The organism is Mycobacterium sp. SM1 (assembly GCF_018361265.1).
Lineage (GTDB): Bacteria > Actinomycetota > Actinomycetes > Mycobacteriales > Mycobacteriaceae > Mycobacterium.
In genome coordinates, this window is record NZ_JAFLNH010000001.1 from 675909 (window position 1) to 692894 (window position 16986).

The 16986-nt window shown below is 67.2% G+C and carries 15 protein-coding genes; 13 read left to right on the top strand and 2 right to left on the bottom strand.

Features of this window, described 5'->3' with window-relative positions; all coding sequences use genetic code 11:
* The 13 genes from MSM1_RS03065 (at position 1) to nuoN (ending at position 15241) form a co-directional block, all read left to right on the top strand.
* A complete protein-coding gene (locus MSM1_RS03065) occupies positions 1–555 on the top strand; it encodes an NADH-quinone oxidoreductase subunit B family protein (RefSeq protein WP_213440122.1) in 555 nt (184 codons plus the stop codon).
* The gene (locus MSM1_RS03070; protein ID WP_213440123.1) at positions 552–1259 is read left to right on the top strand and encodes an NADH-quinone oxidoreductase subunit C; all 708 of its coding nucleotides are present in this window, start codon (positions 552–554) and stop codon (positions 1257–1259) included. Before MSM1_RS03065 ends, MSM1_RS03070 begins: the two co-directional genes overlap by 4 nt.
* A complete protein-coding gene (gene nuoD / locus MSM1_RS03075) occupies positions 1259–2590 on the top strand; it encodes an NADH dehydrogenase (quinone) subunit D (protein WP_213440124.1) in 1332 nt (443 codons plus the stop codon). The genes MSM1_RS03070 and nuoD overlap by 1 nt, the downstream gene beginning before the upstream one ends.
* A complete protein-coding gene (gene nuoE, locus MSM1_RS03080; RefSeq protein WP_213440125.1) occupies positions 2587–3372 on the top strand; it encodes an NADH-quinone oxidoreductase subunit NuoE in 786 nt (261 codons plus the stop codon). Before nuoD ends, nuoE begins: the two co-directional genes overlap by 4 nt.
* On the top strand, positions 3372–4706 hold the full coding sequence (gene nuoF, locus MSM1_RS03085) for an NADH-quinone oxidoreductase subunit NuoF (protein WP_213440126.1): 1335 nt from the start codon (positions 3372–3374) through the stop codon (positions 4704–4706). Before nuoE ends, nuoF begins: the two co-directional genes overlap by 1 nt.
* Positions 4703–7153, top strand: coding sequence for an NADH-quinone oxidoreductase subunit G (locus MSM1_RS03090; RefSeq protein ID WP_213440127.1), 2451 nt, complete (start codon positions 4703–4705; stop codon positions 7151–7153). Before nuoF ends, MSM1_RS03090 begins: the two co-directional genes overlap by 4 nt.
* A gap of 204 nt (positions 7154–7357) precedes the next feature.
* On the top strand, positions 7358–8620 hold the full coding sequence (gene nuoH / locus MSM1_RS03095; RefSeq protein WP_213440128.1) for an NADH-quinone oxidoreductase subunit NuoH: 1263 nt from the start codon (positions 7358–7360) through the stop codon (positions 8618–8620).
* Between the two features lie 4 nt (positions 8621–8624).
* On the top strand, positions 8625–9170 hold the full coding sequence (nuoI, locus tag MSM1_RS03100) for an NADH-quinone oxidoreductase subunit NuoI (RefSeq protein ID WP_213441336.1): 546 nt from the start codon (positions 8625–8627) through the stop codon (positions 9168–9170).
* Complete coding sequence (locus MSM1_RS03105) at positions 9167–9928, top strand: NADH-quinone oxidoreductase subunit J (RefSeq protein WP_213440129.1); 762 nt, start codon at positions 9167–9169, stop codon at positions 9926–9928. Before nuoI ends, MSM1_RS03105 begins: the two co-directional genes overlap by 4 nt.
* Positions 9925–10224, top strand: a complete 300-nt coding sequence (nuoK, locus tag MSM1_RS03110) for an NADH-quinone oxidoreductase subunit NuoK (protein ID WP_213440130.1) — start codon at positions 9925–9927, stop codon at positions 10222–10224. The genes MSM1_RS03105 and nuoK overlap by 4 nt, the downstream gene beginning before the upstream one ends.
* Before the next feature lie 9 nt (positions 10225–10233).
* Entirely contained in the window at positions 10234–12117 is a 1884-nt protein-coding gene (gene nuoL, locus MSM1_RS03115) for an NADH-quinone oxidoreductase subunit L (RefSeq protein ID WP_213440131.1), read from the top strand.
* Entirely contained in the window at positions 12114–13655 is a 1542-nt protein-coding gene (locus MSM1_RS03120) for an NADH-quinone oxidoreductase subunit M (RefSeq protein WP_307857266.1), read from the top strand. The genes nuoL and MSM1_RS03120 overlap by 4 nt, the downstream gene beginning before the upstream one ends.
* Positions 13652–15241, top strand: coding sequence for an NADH-quinone oxidoreductase subunit NuoN (nuoN, locus tag MSM1_RS03125; protein WP_213440133.1), 1590 nt, complete (start codon positions 13652–13654; stop codon positions 15239–15241). Before MSM1_RS03120 ends, nuoN begins: the two co-directional genes overlap by 4 nt.
* Positions 15242–15300: 59 nt before the next feature.
* Here the strand turns inward: nuoN and MSM1_RS03130 are convergent, their stop codons facing one another.
* Positions 15301–15735 (bottom strand): hypothetical protein, encoded by a 435-nt coding sequence (locus tag MSM1_RS03130; protein WP_213440134.1) that lies wholly within the window; start codon positions 15733–15735, stop codon positions 15301–15303.
* The gene (locus MSM1_RS03135) at positions 15732–16985 is read right to left on the bottom strand and encodes a DUF58 domain-containing protein (protein WP_213441338.1); all 1254 of its coding nucleotides are present in this window, start codon (positions 16983–16985) and stop codon (positions 15732–15734) included. Before MSM1_RS03135 ends, MSM1_RS03130 begins: the two co-directional genes overlap by 4 nt.
* Position 16986: the final 1 nt, after the last annotated feature.

The window sequence follows — 16986 nt, forward strand, 5'->3', positions numbered from 1 at the left end:
ATGGGTTTGGAGGAGAAACTGCCCAGCGGTTTCCTGCTTTCTACCGTGGAGACGCTGGCGGGGTATTTCCGCAAGAACTCGTTGTGGCCGGCGACGTTCGGGTTGGCGTGTTGCGCGATCGAGATGATGTCCACGGCGGCGCCGCGGTTTGACATCGCACGATTTGGCATGGAACGTTTCTCGGCCTCCCCCCGGCAGGCGGATCTGATGATCGTGGCCGGGCGGGTCAGCCAGAAGATGGCACCGGTGCTGCGCCAAATCTATGACCAGATGGCCGAGCCCAAATGGGTGCTGGCGATGGGGGTGTGCGCGTCCTCGGGCGGAATGTTTAACAATTATGCGATCGTGCAGGGTGTCGATCATGTGGTTCCGGTGGACATTTACCTGCCCGGATGCCCGCCGCGCCCCGAGATGCTGCTGTATGCGATCCTCAAGCTGCACGAGAAGATCGCCGAAATGCCACTTGGTGTCGACCGGGAGCGGGCGATCGCCGAGGCCGAGCGGGCGGCGCTGGCGGCCCGGCCAACCATCGAGATGCACGGATTGTTGCGATGAGCCCAGCCGAACGCAACCCAGGGCCCGCCACCGGCCCGGATGACCAGGAAGTAATCGATGTGCGGCACGGCATGTTCGGGGTCAGCGACAGCGCGGACACCTCGGGCTACGGGCGGCTGATACAAAAGGTCACGCTTCCCGGCGGCAGCCCGCGCCCCTATGGTGGTTATTTCGACGAGGTGGTCGACCTGCTGGACGACGCCCTAAAACGCAGCGGGGTGGAATTCGCCGAGGCCATCGAGAAAGTCGTGGTGTTCCGAGGGCAACTGACGGTGCATGTGCGCCGCGAGCACCTCCCGCAGGTCGCCCGGCTGCTGCGCGACGAGCCGGGGCTGCGCTTTGAGCTGTGCCTGGGTGTGAGTGGGGTGCATTATCCGCACGAGACCGGCCGCGAATTGCACGCGGTGTATCCATTCAAATCGATCACCCATAACCGGCGCATCCGGCTGGAAGTGTCTGTGCCGGACAGCGATCCGCACATCCCATCGCTTTTTTCGGTGTACCCCACCAATGACTGGCACGAGCGGGAGACCTACGACTTTTTCGGCATCATCTTCGACGGGCACCCGTCGTTAACCCGCATCGAGATGCCTGATGACTGGCAGGGGCACCCGCAGCGCAAGGACTACCCGCTCGGCGGTATTCCGGTGGAGTACAAGGGCGCCCAGGTCCCCCCGCCCGACCAGCGAAGGGCATACAGCTGATGAGCCAACCCACCGGCGGGACACGCAGCCGGCAGGACACGCCCGACACCGTCCTGAACGTCGGCGGCCAGGACTGGGACCAGGTCATCGAAGCTGCCCGCAGCGTGGATCCCGGTGAGCGCATCGTGGTCAACATGGGCCCGCAGCACCCGTCCACCCACGGCGTGCTGCGGCTGATCCTTGAGCTTGAAGGCGAAACGGTCACCGAAGCCCGCTGCGGTATCGGCTACCTGCACACCGGAATCGAGAAAAACCTCGAATACCGCTACTGGGCTCATGGGGTGACCTTCGTGACCCGGATGGATTACTTGTCGCCATTTTTCAACGAAACCGCCTACTGCCTGGGCGTGGAGAAGTTGCTGGGCATCACCGATCAGATTCCTGAGCGGGCCAACGTCATCCGCGTGCTGCTCATGGAGCTCAACCGGATTTCCTCGCACCTGGTCGCAATCGCCACCGGGGGCATGGAGCTAGGTGCCATGTCGGCGATGTTCTACGGGTTTCGGGAACGTGAGCTGATACTTAAGATCTTCGAGTCGATCACGGGCCTGCGGATGAACCATAACTACATCCGGCCCGGCGGGGTGGCGCAGGATCTGCCACCCGACGCGATCCCCCAGATCCGCGATCTGCTCCAACTGATGCCGCACCGGTTGCGCGACATCGATGAACTGCTCAACGAAAACGACATCTGGAAAGCCCGCACCTGCGGCGTCGGCTATCTGGATCTGGCCGGGTGCATGGCGCTGGGCATCACCGGCCCCATTTTGCGCTCCACCGGGCTGCCGTACGATGTGCGCCGCGCCGATCCCTACTGCGGTTATGAGGACTACGAATTCGACGTGATCACCGATGAGGGTTGTGACGCGTACGGCCGCTACATGATCCGTATCAAAGAGATGAAGGAGTCGCTGAAGATCATCGAGCAGTGCTTGGACAAGCTGCGGCCCGGCCCCGTCATGATCGAAGACCGCAAAGTCGGTTGGCCCGCGGATTTGGCGCTGGGCCCCGACGGCTTGGGCAATTCCCCGCAACACATCGCCCGCATCATGGGCCATTCGATGGAGGGTTTGATCCACCACTTCAAGCTGGTCACCGAGGGCATCCGGGTTCCCCCCGGCGAGGTCTACATCAGCGTGGAATCCCCGCGCGGCGAGCTCGGCGTGCACATGGTGTCCGATGGCGGCACCCGGCCCTACCGGGTGCATTTCCGGGATCCGTCGTTTACCAACCTGCAGGCGGTGGCGGCGATGTGCGAGGGCGGCATGGTCGCCGACGTGATCACCGCGGTGGCCAGCATCGACCCGGTCATGGGCGGAGTCGACCGATGAGCGCGCCCGGGGTGGGCGCCGGGGGTGAGCGGGTCGTGCTGCGGCTCGGCCGCCCGCCCGAGGAGCCCGGCCAGTTCAACGCCCCCGGGGCCCCGCGCTGCTACCCGCCGGAGGTGCGTGCTCGACTGCAGACCGACGCCAAAGAGATCATCGGGCGCTACCCGCAGGCCCGCTCGGCGATCGTGCCGCTGCTGCACCTGGTGCAGGCCGAGGACTCCTATCTGACGCCCGCCGGATTAGCGTTTTGCGCCGAGCAACTGGGGTTGACCGCGGCCGAGGTGGCCGCGGTGGCCAGCTTTTACAGCATGTACCGCCGCGAGCCCACCGGGGAGTACCTGGTGGGGGTGTGCACCAACACCCTGTGCGCGATCCTGGGTGGTGACGCGATCTTTGAGGCCCTGGTCAACCATCTCGGGGTGCGCCACGACGAAACCACCCCCGACGGCAAGATCACCCTACAGCACGTGGAATGCAACGCCGCCTGCGATTACGCGCCGGTAGTGATGGTCAACTGGGAGTTCTTCGATAACCAGACGCCCGAATCGGCGCGTGAGCTTGTTGATCTGCTGCGCGCGGGCACCCCGCCTAGGCCCACCCGCGGCGCGCCGCTGTGCCCCTTCCGCCAGGCCCAGCGCATCTTGGCCGGTTTTCCCGATGACCGTCCCGATGACGGCCAGGGTGGGCCGGGGCACGCCACGCTGGCGGGCCTGCGGGTCGCGCGGCAATACGGCATGCCGGCGCCGCCACCGGCCGGCGGGTCCCCCGCGCGGGAGGAGCGGTGATGGCCACCCTAGGCGGCGGGGCGACACCGTTGACCCCGGTGTTAAGCCGCTTCTGGGACGATCCGCAGTCCTGGACGCTGCCGGCCTACCGCCGCCACGACGGGTATGTGGCCCTGCAGAAGGCCCTTGAGATGGATCCCGACGCGGTGATCGGGCTCGTCCGGGATTCCGGGTTGCGCGGGCGCGGGGGCGCGGGCTTTTCCACCGGCACCAAATGGTCGTTTATTCCCCAAGACGCGAACGCCGGCGCCAAACCCCACTACCTGGTGGTCAACGCCGATGAGTCCGAGCCCGGCACGTGCAAGGACATGCCGTTGCTGCTGGCCACCCCGCATGTGCTCCTCGAAGGCATCGTCATCTGCTGCTACGCGATCCGGGCCAACCACGCCTTCATCTATGTGCGCGGTGAGGTCATGCCGGTGCTGCGCCGGCTGCACAACGCGGTGGCCGAGGCCTACGCGGCGGGCTATTTGGGGCGCAACATTTGCGGCTCCGGCTTTGACCTAGACGTTGTGGTGCACGCCGGCGCCGGGGCATACATCTGCGGTGAGGAGACCGCGCTGCTGGACTCGCTGGAAGGCTTCCGCGGCCAGCCGCGGCTGCGGCCCCCGTTCCCGGCCGTGTCCGGGCTCTACGGGTGCCCCACGGTGGTCAACAACGTCGAATCGATTGCCAGCGTGCCGCCGATCATTTTGGGCGGGGTGGACTGGTTCCGCTCGATGGGCAGCGAGAAGTCACCGGGGTTTACGCTGTATTCGCTGTCGGGGCACGTCAATCGCCCCGGCCAGTACGAGGCCCCGCTGGGCATCACGTTGCGGGAGCTTCTTGACTACGCCGGCGGGGTGCGCGGCGGACACCGGTTGAAGTTTTGGACACCGGGGGGCTCATCGACCCCGATCCTGACCGACGAGCACCTTGATGTGCCGCTGGATTACGAAAACGTCGCGGCCGCCGGCTCGATGCTTGGCACTAAAGCCCTGCAGATTTTCGATGAGACCACCTGCGTGGTGCGCGCGGCGCGCCGCTGGTCGCAGTTTTACCGCCACGAGTCCTGCGGCAAGTGCACCCCATGCCGCGAGGGCACCTACTGGCTGGCCCCGATCTATGAGCGGCTGGAAACCGGCAGGGGCACCCGTGAGGACCTTGACACCCTGCTTGACATCGCCGATGTGTTGTTCGGGAAATCGTTTTGCGCGTTAGGTGATGGCGCGGCCATGCCGGTGATGTCCTCGATCAAATATTTCCGCGACGAATACCTCGCGCACATCGAGCAGGGCCGCTGCCCGTTTGATCCGAACGCCAGCATCGTCGCCCCGACAGGAGGCACGCCATGACGCAGGCGGGGCACCCCCGGACCGACGGTGACATCCGCCAGCCGGAGATGGTGACATTCACAATCGACGACCAAACGCTCGCCGTCCCCAAGGGCACGTTGGTGATCCGCGCCGCCGAGCTGATCGGTGTGGAGATACCCCGGTTTTGTGATCACCCCCTGCTGGATCCGGCGGGCGCGTGCCGGCAGTGCCTGGTCGAGATCGAGGGTCAGCGCAAGCCGATGACCTCGTGCACCGTCACGGCGACCGAGGGCATGGTGGTGCGCACCCAGCACACCTCGCAAGCCGCCGACACGGCCCAGCACCTGGTGATGGAGCTGCTGCTGATCAACCACCCGCTGGACTGCCCGGTATGCGACAAGGGTGGTGAATGCCCACTGCAGAACCAGGCCATGACCAACGGCCGCCCGGAGAGCCGTTTTCGGGACAACAAGCGACGGTTTCCCAAGCCCATCAACATCTCCTCGCAGGTGCTGCTGGACCGCGAGCGGTGCATCTCCTGCGTGCGCTGCACCCGGTTTTCCGACCAGATCGCCGGCGACAAATTCATTGACGTGCTCGAGCGGGGTTGGCGCCAACAGATCGGCATCGGCGCCGACGAGCCGTTTCAGTCCTACTTTTCGGGCAACACCGTGCAGATCTGCCCGGTGGGTGCGCTGACCGGCGCCGCCTACCGCTTCCGCGCCCGCCCCTTTGACCTGGTCAGCAGTCCCAGCGTGTGCGAGCACTGCGCCTCCGGGTGTGCCCAGCGCACCGATCACCGCCGGGGCAAGGTGCTGCGGCGCCTAGCCGGCGATGATCCCGAGGTCAACGAGGAGTGGAACTGCGATAAGGGCCGCTGGGCGTTCACCTACGCCACCCAGCCCGACCGGATCACCGCTCCCCTGATCCGCGACACCGACGGGCGGCTGGTCCCCGCGGCATGGTCGGACGCGCTGGCCGCCGCCGCCGAGGGGCTGGTGTCGGCCCGCGGGCGCGCGGGTGTGTTGGTGGGGGGGCGAATGAGCTGGGAAGACGCCTACGCCTACAGCAAATTCGCGCGGATCGCCTTGAACACCAACGACATCGACTTTCGTGCCCGCCCGCACTCGGCGGAGGAGGCCGAGTTCCTGGCCGCCCGCGTCGCCGCCAAGCCGCCGGTGGTGAGCTACCGCGGCCTGGAAAGCGCCCCGGTGGTGTTGCTGGTGGCGTTCGAACCCGAAGACGAGTCGCCGATCGTGTTCCTGCGGTTGCGCAAAGCCGCGCGCAAGCGCGGCACCCGGATCTACGCGCTGGCCCCGTTCGCCAGCCGCGGGCTGCAGAAAATGGGGGGCACGCTGCTGGCCACGGCACCCGGCGAGGAGGCGGCGGTGTTGGCTGGGCTGCGCGGCGAGATCGTCGAGCTGCTGCGCCTGCCCGGTGCGGTGATCATGGTCGGGGAGCGCCTCGCGACGGCGCCCGGCGGGCTCTCGGCGGCGGCGCGGCTGGCCGAGACCACCGGGGCCGGGCTGGCCTGGGTGCCCCGGCGCGCGGGGGAACGCGGGGCGTTAGACGCCGGCGCACTGCCGAACCTGCTTCCCGGTGGGCGGCCGGTGGCCGACGACGCCGCCCGCGCCCAGGTGTGCAAGGCCTGGCATGTGGACGACTTGCCGGCCACCGCGGGGCGAGACACGTCGTCGATTCTGGCTGCCGCCGCGGATGGGACGCTGGGCGCCCTTGTGGTCGGTGGTGTCGAGCCGGTGGACCTGCCCGATCCCCACGCGGCGCTGGCCGCCCTGGATGCCGCCGGCTTCGTGGTCAGCTTGGAGATGCGGCACAGCGCCGTCACCGAACGCGCCGACGTGGTGTTCCCCGTCGCCGCGGTGGCCGAAAAGTCGGGAACGTTCCTCAACTGGGAGGGCCGGCGGCGCAGCTTCGACATCGCCTTGCGCGACGGCTTGCCGTGGGCCCCGCAGCCGGACGTGCGGGTGCTCGACGCGCTGGCCGGTGAAATGGGTGTCGTTTTGGGGCTGCCCAGCATCGCCGCCGCCCGCGAGGAACTGGTTGGCTTGGGTGCCTGGGACGGCGGGCGCGCCGCCGACCCCGACGTGGCCGCCGCGGCCCCCTCGCGACCCGGGCCGGGACAGGCGGTGCTGGCGGGCTGGCGGATGCTGCTCGATTGCGGGCGGCTCCAAGACGGCGAGCCCTACCTGGCCGGCACCGCGCGCCCGCCGGTGGCGCGGCTCTCAGCCGACACCGCAGCCGAAATCGGTGCCACCGACGGCGGTTCGGTCACGGTCAGCACAGCGCGCGGCGAGATCACCCTGCCGCTGACGATCACCGACATGCCCAACCATGTGGTCTGGCTGCCGCTGAACTCGCCGGGCTCGCAAGCACACCGCCAGCTGGGCGTCACCGTCGGCGCGATGGTGCAGATCCGCGCCAGCGACGAGGCAGAGCGCAGCGATGCGCAGGAGCGGCGCCGATGACTACGCCAGCGACGAGACAGAGCGCAGCGATGCGCAGGAGCGGCGCCGATGACTACGCCAGCGACGAGACAGAGCGCAGCGATGCGCAGGAGCGGCGCCGATGACTGCGCCAGCGACGAGGCAGAGCGCAGCGATGAGGAGGAGCGGCGCCGATGACTACGCCAGCGACGAGACAGAGCGCAGCGATGCGCAGGAGCGGCGCCGATGACTAGTCTCGGGCAGGACACCTGGTGGCTGATAGCCGCCAAGGCGATTGCCGTCTTCGCGTTTTTGTTGCTCACGGTGTTGGCGGCGATTCTGGTCGAACGTAAACTGTTGGGCCGCATGCAGATGCGGTGGGGCCCCAACCGGGTGGGGCCGCACGGTCTGCTGCAGAGCCTGGCCGACGGGGTCAAGCTTGCGCTCAAGGAGGGCATCACTCCTGTTGGTGTCGATCGCCCGATTTACCAACTGGCGCCAATTATCTCGGTGATCCCCGCGATCACGGCGTTCGCGGTGATCCCACTGGGTCCCGAGGTGAGTGTATTCGGCCATCGCACGGCCCTACAGGTGACCGACCTACCGATCGCGGTGTTGTTCATCCTGGCGATGTCGTCGATCGGTGTGTACGGCATCGTGCTGGCCGGCTGGTCCTCAGGCTCCACGTACCCGCTGCTGGGCGGGGTGCGGTCCACCGCCCAGGTGATCTCCTATGAGATCGCAATGGGGTTGTCGTTCGCGGCGGTGTTCCTGTACGCGGGCACCATGTCGACCTCGGGGATCGTCTCCGCGCAGGACCAGGTGTGGTACGTGTTTTTGCTGCTGCCGTCGTTTTTGGTCTACCTCGTTTCCATGGTGGGTGAGACCAACCGCGCGCCCTTCGACTTGCCCGAGGCCGAGGGCGAACTGGTCGCGGGCTTTCACACCGAGTACTCGTCGCTGAAGTTCGCGATGTTTTACCTGGCCGAGTACGTCAACATGACTACCGTCTCGGCGTTGGCCAACACGTTGTTCTTTGGCGGCTGGCATGCCCCGTTTCCGTTTAACGTGTGGAGCGGCGCCAACCATGGCTGGTGGCCGGTGCTCTGGTTCACGGTCAAGGTGTGGGGCTTCCTGTTTTTCTACATCTGGTTGCGGGCGACGCTGCCGCGGCTGCGCTACGACCAGTTCATGGCGCTGGGCTGGAAGATCCTCATCCCGGTGGCGCTGATGTGGGTGATGGTGGTCGCGGTCATCCGTAGCGTCCGCGATGTGGGCTATCCCCACTGGGAGGCCATCATGATCGTCACCAGTAGCCTTGTCACCCTGATGCTGCTGGTGTTCTTGCGCAAACTGTTCAGCGCCTTGACGGTCCAGCAGCTGCGGGGGGCGCCGGCACGGGTGGCGGTGTCAGAGCCGGGGTTTCCGACGCCGCCGCTGCCGGGGCAGCCTGCGGAGTTCTCCAGCCCCACTCCGGCCGGCGTGAGCAGGGAGGATGCGAGTGGCTAGCTTCATGAAAAAGTCCGTGGAGGCCGTGGCGGGATTCGGCGTCACGCTGGCGACGATGTTCAAACGGCCGGTCACCGAGGAGTATCCGGAAAAGCCCGGCCCGGTCGCGCCGCGCTTTCACGGGCGTCATCGGCTCAACCGCTATCCCGACGGCCTGGAGAAGTGCATCGGTTGCGAGCTGTGCGCCTGGGCCTGCCCCGCCGACGCGATCTATGTGGAGGCCGCCGACAACACCGACGAGGAACGCTATTCCCCGGGTGAGCGCTACGGGCGGGTCTATCAGATCAACTACCTGCGCTGCATCGGCTGCGGGTTTTGCGTGGAGGCCTGCCCGACACGGGCGCTGACGATGACCAACGAGTATGAGATGGCCGGCGACAACCGCGCGGAGCTCATCTACGACCGGGAACGCCTGCTGGCGCCCCTGGAGCCGGGCATGGTGGCGCCGCCGCACCCGATGGCGCCGGGAGCCACCCATTTCGACTACTACCTGGGCAACGTCACCGCAGAGGGGTTGCGCGCCCAGCAGAGCGCGGGTGAGCCCCGGTGATCGCACTGCTGGCCGCGGAATCTTTCAGCCGCACCTCCACCGGTGAGGCGATTGCGTTTTGGGCCCTGGGCGCGCTGGCGGTGATCGGCGCGCTCGGGATGGTGATGGCCGCCAAGGCGGTGTATTCGGCCATGTTCCTGGCGACAACGATGATCGTCTTGGCGGTGTTCTACTTTGTCCAGGACGCGATGTTTTTGGGCGTGGTGCAGATCGTGGTCTACACCGGCGCGGTGATGATGCTGTTTTTGTTCGTGATGATGCTGATCGGCGTGGACTCGGCGGAGTCGCTGGTGGAGACGATCCGCGGACAGCGGGTTGCCGCCGTAGCAGCCGGCATCGGATTCGGAATGCTGCTGATCGCCGGGATCGGCGGCACAGCCACCGGGGCGTTCACCGGCCTGGCCAGCGCCAACGCGGCCGGCAACGTCCAGGGTGTGGCGGCGCTGCTCTTTTCGCGCTACCTGTGGGCGTTCGAGTTGACCAGCGCGCTGCTGATCACCGCGGCGATCGGGGCGATGGTGCTGGCGCACCGGGAACGCTTCACCCCCCGCAAGACCCAGCGGGAGCTAGCCATCGAACGCTTCCGTCTGGGCCGATACCCCACGCCGCTGCCCAGCCCCGGCGTCTACGCCCGCCACAACGCCGTCGACGTCGCCGCGCGGTTGCCCGACGGCTCCTATTCGGAGCTGTCGGTGCCGCAGGTCTTGGCGCATCGCAGGGCGTCAGCCAACGGCTCGGATCCGGACGGCACGTCATGAACCCCGCGAACTACCTCTACCTCTCGGCGCTGCTGTTTACCATCGGGGCCGCCGGGGTGCTGTTGCGGCGCAACGCGATCGTGATGTTCATGTGCATCGAGCTGATGCTCAACGCGGTCAATCTGGCGTTCGTCACCTTCGCGCGGATGCACGGGCATCTCGACGGTCAGGTGGTCGCGTTTTTTACGATGGTGGTCGCCGCCTGCGAAGTTGTTGTGGGCCTGGCCATCATCATGATGATCTTCCGTACCCGCCGCTCGGCCTCGGTCGACGATGCGAACCTCCTGAAAGGCTAAAACGGCCCGATGACGTATCTGAGCTGGCTGCTGGTGGCGCTGCCGTCGGCGGGTGCGCTGACGCTGCTGCTCGGCGGCAGGCGCACCGACCGGTGGGGACACCTGCTGGGCTGCGCGGCGGCGCTGGCGTCATTCGCCGTGGGCCTGGCCCTGCTCGCCGGGCTCCTGGGCCGGCAGGGACCCGATCGGGCAATTCACCCGAACCTGTTCAGCTGGGTGCCGGTCGGCGGGCTGCAGGTCGACTTCGGGCTGCAGATCGACCAGTTGTCGATCTGCTTCGTGCTGTTGATCACCGGTGTGGGTTCGCTGATCCACATCTATTCGATCGGCTACATGGCCGACGACCCGGACCGGCGCCGGTTTTTCGCCTACCTCAACCTGTTTCTGGCCGCGATGCTGCTGCTGGTGGTCGCCGACAACTACCTGGGGCTGTATGTCGGCTGGGAGGGGGTGGGGCTGGCGTCTTATCTGCTGATCGGCTTTTGGTATCAGCGCCCGTCGGCGGCGACGGCGGCCAAGAAGGCCTTCGTGATGAACCGTGTCGGCGACATCGGGCTGTCACTGGCGATGTTTGCGATGTTCGCCAGCTTTGGGACACTTTCGTTTTCCGGCGTGTTCGCCGCGGCGCACACGGCCAGCCGGGGGATGCTGAGCGCGATCGGGCTGCTGATGCTGCTGGGCGCCTGCGCAAAGTCCGCGCAGGTCCCGCTGCAGGCCTGGCTGGGTGACGCGATGGAAGGCCCTACCCCGGTGTCGGCGCTGATCCACGCCGCCACCATGGTGACCGCTGGGGTGTATCTGATCGTGCGTTCCAACCCGATCTTCGACCTTTCCCCGGACGCTCGCCTGGCGGTAGCCGTTGTCGGCGCGGTGACCTTGCTGTTCGGGGCGGTCATCGGCTGCGCGAAGGACGACATCAAACGGGCGCTGGCCGCCTCGACGATCAGCCAGATCGGCTACATGGTGCTGGCCGCCGGGCTGGGCCCGGCCGGTTACGTGTTCGCGATCCTGCACCTGCTCACCCACGGCTTTTTCAAGGCCGGCCTGTTCCTGGGGTCCGGCGCGGTGATCCACGCGATGAACGATGAGCAGGACATGCGCCACTACGGCGGGCTGCGCGGCGTCCTGCCGATCACCTTCGCCACCTTCGGGTTGGCGTATCTGGCGATTATCGGGGTGCCGCCGTTCGCGGGCTTTTTCTCCAAGGACGCCATCATCGAGGCCGCGCTGGGCGTCGGCGGTGCCCGCGGCGTTCTGCTCGGTGGTGCGGCGATGCTGGGCGCGGGCATCACCGCGTTTTATATGACCCGGGTGATGCTCTTGACGTTCTACGGCGAAAAACGTTGGGCCGCAAACGCGCATCCGCACGAGGCGCCGCGCGTCATGACCTGGCCGATGATCCTGCTCGCGGTTGGCTCGGTGTTCTCCGGCGGGCTGCTGGCCATCGGTGGCACCCTTGCGCATTGGCTGCAGCCCGTTGCCGGGCTGGAGGAAGCCGCTCACCCCACCCCGACGTGGGCCAGCAGCACAACGACGTTGGTCCTCGTCGTCGCCGGCATCACGGTGGCCTACCGGATGTACGGCACTCGGCCGGTGCCCCGCACGGCCCCGGAACGGGTGTCTGCGCTGACGGTGGCCGCGCGTAACGACCTCTACGGTGATGCCTTCAACGAGGAGGTGTTCATGCGTCCCGGTGCGCATCTGACCCGTGCGCTGGTCACGATCGACGACGCGGGCGTGGACGGCTCGGTCAACGCGCTGGCGGGGCTGGTCAGCCGCACGTCAGACGTGTTGCGCAGGGCGCAAACCGGCTTCGCCCGCTCCTACGCGCTGACGATGCTGGCCGGCGCGATCCTGGTGGTCGCCATGATCCTGGCGGTGCGACTGTGGTGAGCAGCTTTCCGTGGCTCAGCGCGCTGTGGCTGGTTCCGCTGGCCGGCACGGCGATGGTCATCCTGCTGCCGGGGCGGGCGCAGCTGCTCGCCAAGGGGGCCGGGCTGGTGGTCGCCGTGGTGACGCTGGCGGTGGCGATCGTCATCACCGCCGGGTTCGATACCGGCGGCGCGCCCTACCAGTTCGTCGAATCACGGTCGTGGATACCGGCGTTCGGGGCCGGCTACACCCTGGGCGTGGACGGTATCGCGGTGGTGCTGGTGCTGCTCACCGCGGTGCTGGTGCCGCTATTGATGCTGGCCGGCTGGAACGACGGCGGTGATCGCCCGCGCGGGCCACACGCATACGCGGCGTTGACGTTGACCGTTGAGTCGATGGTGCTGATGTCGCTGATCTCGCTGGATGTGCTGCTGTTCTACGTGTTCTTCGAGGCCATGCTGATCCCGATGTACTTTTTGATCGGCGGCTTCGGCCAGGGTGACGGGCGCTCGCGCGCCGCGGTGAAGTTCTTGCTCTACAACCTGTTTGGCGGGCTGATCATGCTGGCCGCGGTGATCGGTGTGTACGTGGTGAGCGCGCAGCACGGCAGCGGAACGTTCGATTTCCGCCATTTGGTCCCGGCGTTCTCCCGTGGTGCTATCGACCCGCTGGTGCTCAAGGCGCTGTTCGCCGGCTTTATGTTCGCGTTCGCGGTCAAGGCCCCGCTGTGGCCGTTTCACCGCTGGCTGCCCGACGCCGCGGTGGAGGCCACACCGGCGACCGCGGTGTTGATGATGGCGGCGATGGACAAGGTCGGCACCTTTGGCATGCTGCGCTATTGCCTGCAGTTGTTCCCCGACGCGTCACGGTATTTCCGGCCCTCGATCGTGGTCTTGGCGGTTATCGGTGTGGTCTACGGCGCGATCGTGGCGATCGGCCAGACCGATATGATGCGCCTGATCGCCTACACCTCGATCTCCCATTTCGGGTTCATCATCCTGGGGATCTTCGTGATGACCAGCCAGGCGCAGAGCGGCTCGGCGCTGTATATGGTCAACCACGGCCTGTCCACGGCGGCGGTGTTTCTGATCGCGGGATTCCTGATCGCGCGCCGGCGCACTCGCGCGATTGCCGACTACGGCGGGGTGCAGAAGGTGGCGCCCGTGCTGGCCGGCACCTTCCTGGTGGCGGCGATGGCCACCCTGGCGCTGCCCGGCCTGGCCCCGTTCATCAGTGAATTCCTGGTGCTGCTGGGCACGTTCAACCGCTACTGGCTGGCGGCGGTGTTCGGTGCCAGCGCGCTGGTGCTCTCGTCGATCTACATGCTCTGGCTCTACCAGCGGGTGATGACCGGGCCGGTTACCCACGGCAACGAGCGGATCCGTGACCTGGTGCCGCGCGAAGCCGTCGTCGTCACCCCGCTCATCGCGTTGCTGCTGATCCTCGGCGTCTATCCCAAACCGGCGCTGGACATCATCAATCCCGCGGTCAGCCACACGTTGACCACCATCGACGAGCATGATCCCTCGCCGCATAGCGCCCAAGGGCCGCACCGATGAGCATGCCCGCGCCCAGCGTCGAGTATTCGCTGCTCAGTCCGCCGCTGATCGTCTTCGGGGTCGCGGTCACCGGTGTTCTGCTGGAGGCGTTTTTGCCCCGCCGGCTCCGCTACGCCGCGCAGGCGACCCTCGCCCTCGGCGGGCTGCTCGCCGCTTTCGCCGCCGTCGTCAGGCTTGCCAGCAGGATGGCTCCGCCCGGTCGCACCGCGGTGCTGGGGGCGATGGCCGTCGACCGAGTGACGCTGTTTTTGCAGGGCACCGTGCTGTTGGTCGCGATGATGGCGGTCGTGTTCATCGCCGAGCGCCGCGCCGGGGTGAACGGCCCGGGCGCCGCGGCCGCCCCGGCCGTCGCCCGCCCGGCGGGTTTGGACGCATTCACCCCGCAGGCCTCGGCGGTTCCCGGCGGTGTCGCCGAGCTTCAGGCGATGCGGGCGGGGATGATCCAGACCGAGGTGTTTCCCCTGACCATGCTGGCGGTCGGTGGAATGCTGGTGTTCCCGGCCAGCAATGACCTGCTGACGATGTTCGTTGCCCTGGAAGTCCTGTCACTGCCGCTGTACCTGCTGTGCGGTCTGGCCCGCCACCGCCGTGTGCTCTCCCAGGAGGCGGCACTGAAATACTTTCTGCTGGGTGCGTTCTCGTCCGCGTTTTTCCTCTACGGGGTGGCGTTGCTCTACGGCGCGACCGGCACGCTCGCGCTGGCGGGGATTCGCGACGGGCTGGCGGCGCGCCCGAGCAACGCGCTGGCGCTGCTCGGTGTGGCGTTGCTGGCGGTCGGCCTGCTGTTCAAAGCCGGCGCGGTCCCGTTCCATTCGTGGATTCCCGATGTCTACCAGGGCGCGCCGACACCGATCACCGGGTTCATGGCGGCAGCCACCAAGGTCGCGGCGTTCGGCGCGCTGGTGCGGGTGGTCTATGTCGCGCTGCCCCCGCTGCACCATCAGTGGCGGCCGGTGTTGTGGACGATCGCCATTTTGACCATGACGATCGCCACCGTCGCCGCCCTAAACCAAAGCGACGTCAAAAGGCTGCTGGCCTATTCGTCGGTCTCGCACGTCGGTTTCATTCTCACCGGGGTGATCGCCGACAACCCCGCCGGGGTGTCATCAACGATGTTCTACCTGCTCGCCTACGGCTTCAGCACGGTGGGCGCGTTCGCCGTTCTGGGCCTGGTGCGCGACGCCAACGGCCGCGAGGACGCCGACATGACCCACTGGCGCGGGCTGGGGCGACGCTCACCGATTGTGGGCGCGCTGTTTTCGCTGTTCTTGCTGGCGTTCGCCGGGATCCCGCTGACTAGTGGATTCGTCGGCAAGTTCGTGGTGTTTCAGGCCGCGGCCGCGGGCGGGGCGGTGCCGCTGGTGATCATCGGTGTGGTGGCCAGCGGGGTGGCGGCCTATTTCTACGTGCGGGTGATCGTGCAGATGTTCTTCACCGAGCCGTCCACCGACATGGCCCACGTGACGGCACCCGGCGGGTTGAGCACGGCCGCCATCGCGGTGTGCGCCGTCGTCACGATAATCCTCGGCGTCCTGCCGCAGCCGGTGCTCGACCTCGCCGACCACGCCGCCCAATTGGTGCGCTGATGATGCCGCACCGCCTCACCGGCGGCGCCGCGACGCCGCGGCCCGCCGGTATTCCCGTATCACTCCAGGAATGGCCGGGTGGCCAGGACGTAGATCCCTAACACCGCCGGCGGTGCCAGCAGCGGCAACCACGCCAGCTGCAACGGAAACGACGCTGCGACCACGCCCACGAACGTGAAGCCTACGGCGGCGACGATCGTCGGGGTGGTGACGACACCGGTGGGCCCGCGGTGCGCATACCGCGCCACCAGATAGCTAGCGGCGGACAGCCCGGAGCACGCGGCAAGCACCGGGGACAGTTGGTTTGAGAGCACCATCGCGGCCACGCTGAACAGCACCGCAAGCGTCGCGGCCGGGCGATACACCGTCCCCGCTAGCACCGCAATCACCCCGAGTGCTTGGGCCCCGGCCGCCGGCCCGTGCGATCCGGCCGCCGCTAGCGCCACCATCAGCAGCCCTGACGCGGTCGAGAAGACCCGGATGATCGCTGTCATCGCCGTCCCCGCAGCCGACGGCGGCGCTCAGGTACCAGGCGCATTGCTTGCTCCAGCGCGCGATCGTCACGCCAAGCCACCACATCCACGCCGATGGTCGCCATGTCGCGATACATGGCCGAGCGTTGCAACTGCCACATCCGATCGATCAGCGGATCGTGCGGTTCCGCGAACGGGGAACGCCCGAGAACATCGACGGCAACCACGACATGACCACGCTTGCGCAAGTCGATCAGCGCGAGCGCAAACTCGGTTTCCAGCAGCGTAGAAAATGCCACGACGATGGCGCCGGGAGGCACTGCCGCGCGCGGCGCCAGTGTCCCGGTGGTGGTTTCGGAAACGCCGCCGGCGCCGAGCACGGTGTCGAGCACGCGGTAGAACTGGCGCCGCCCGAGGTCCGGACCAAGCCATCGGGGATGGCGGCCTCCGAGTGCGACGATTCCGGCCCGATCGCCGTTTCGCAGCGCGGTTTGCACCACCTGAGCGGCGCCGCGCGCGACTCGTTCGGTGGCCAGCGTCGCCGGTCCCGGAGCCTGAGGATACGTGTCGATCAGCACGACCACGTCGGCGGCGTGTTCGCTCTGCCGCTGCGTCACATGCAATTTGGCGCGCCGCGCGCTCACCGGCCAATTGATGCTGCGCAGCTGGTCACCGGACACGTAGGGGCGAATGTCGGCGTATTCGACGCCCGGCCCGATGCGGCGGGTCAGGTGGGTGCCCAGCCGTTCGAGCAACTCGGTCTGCGGGGTCGGCGTCGGCTGCGGTGGCGCCAACGGGAACACGATCACCTCGGCGGCGTCCACCGTTGCCGTACCCGCGACCAATCCACCCCGCCCAACGGCGTCGATTTGCACCCGGATCGGAAATCGTCCCCAGCGGCCGGCCACCGCGGTCACTGCCTGCCGCTGGGGGGATGCCGAGTCGGCGACTTCGAGTCGCATCCCGGAGGCACTAGAAACCGTGAAAGCCAAGGTGGCGGCCTTGGATTCCGTTGTGACCCAGACGTTCAGCCGCACCTTCTCGGCCTCAAAGCAGCGCTGCACGCTCGGCTCGCAGTGCACCCTGACAACGGGAACCGCCGGCTGCCAGCCGATCGAGCCCAGCACACCCAGCAACGGTGCGGCAAACGCGATCAGCTCCCAGCGAGACGCGATCACGGCCACCGCCAACGCCACCCCCGCACAGGTGGCGATCGCTAGCGTTAGCGGCGATGCGCGCCAGCGTAATCCGACGTCACGAGATTCGGTCACC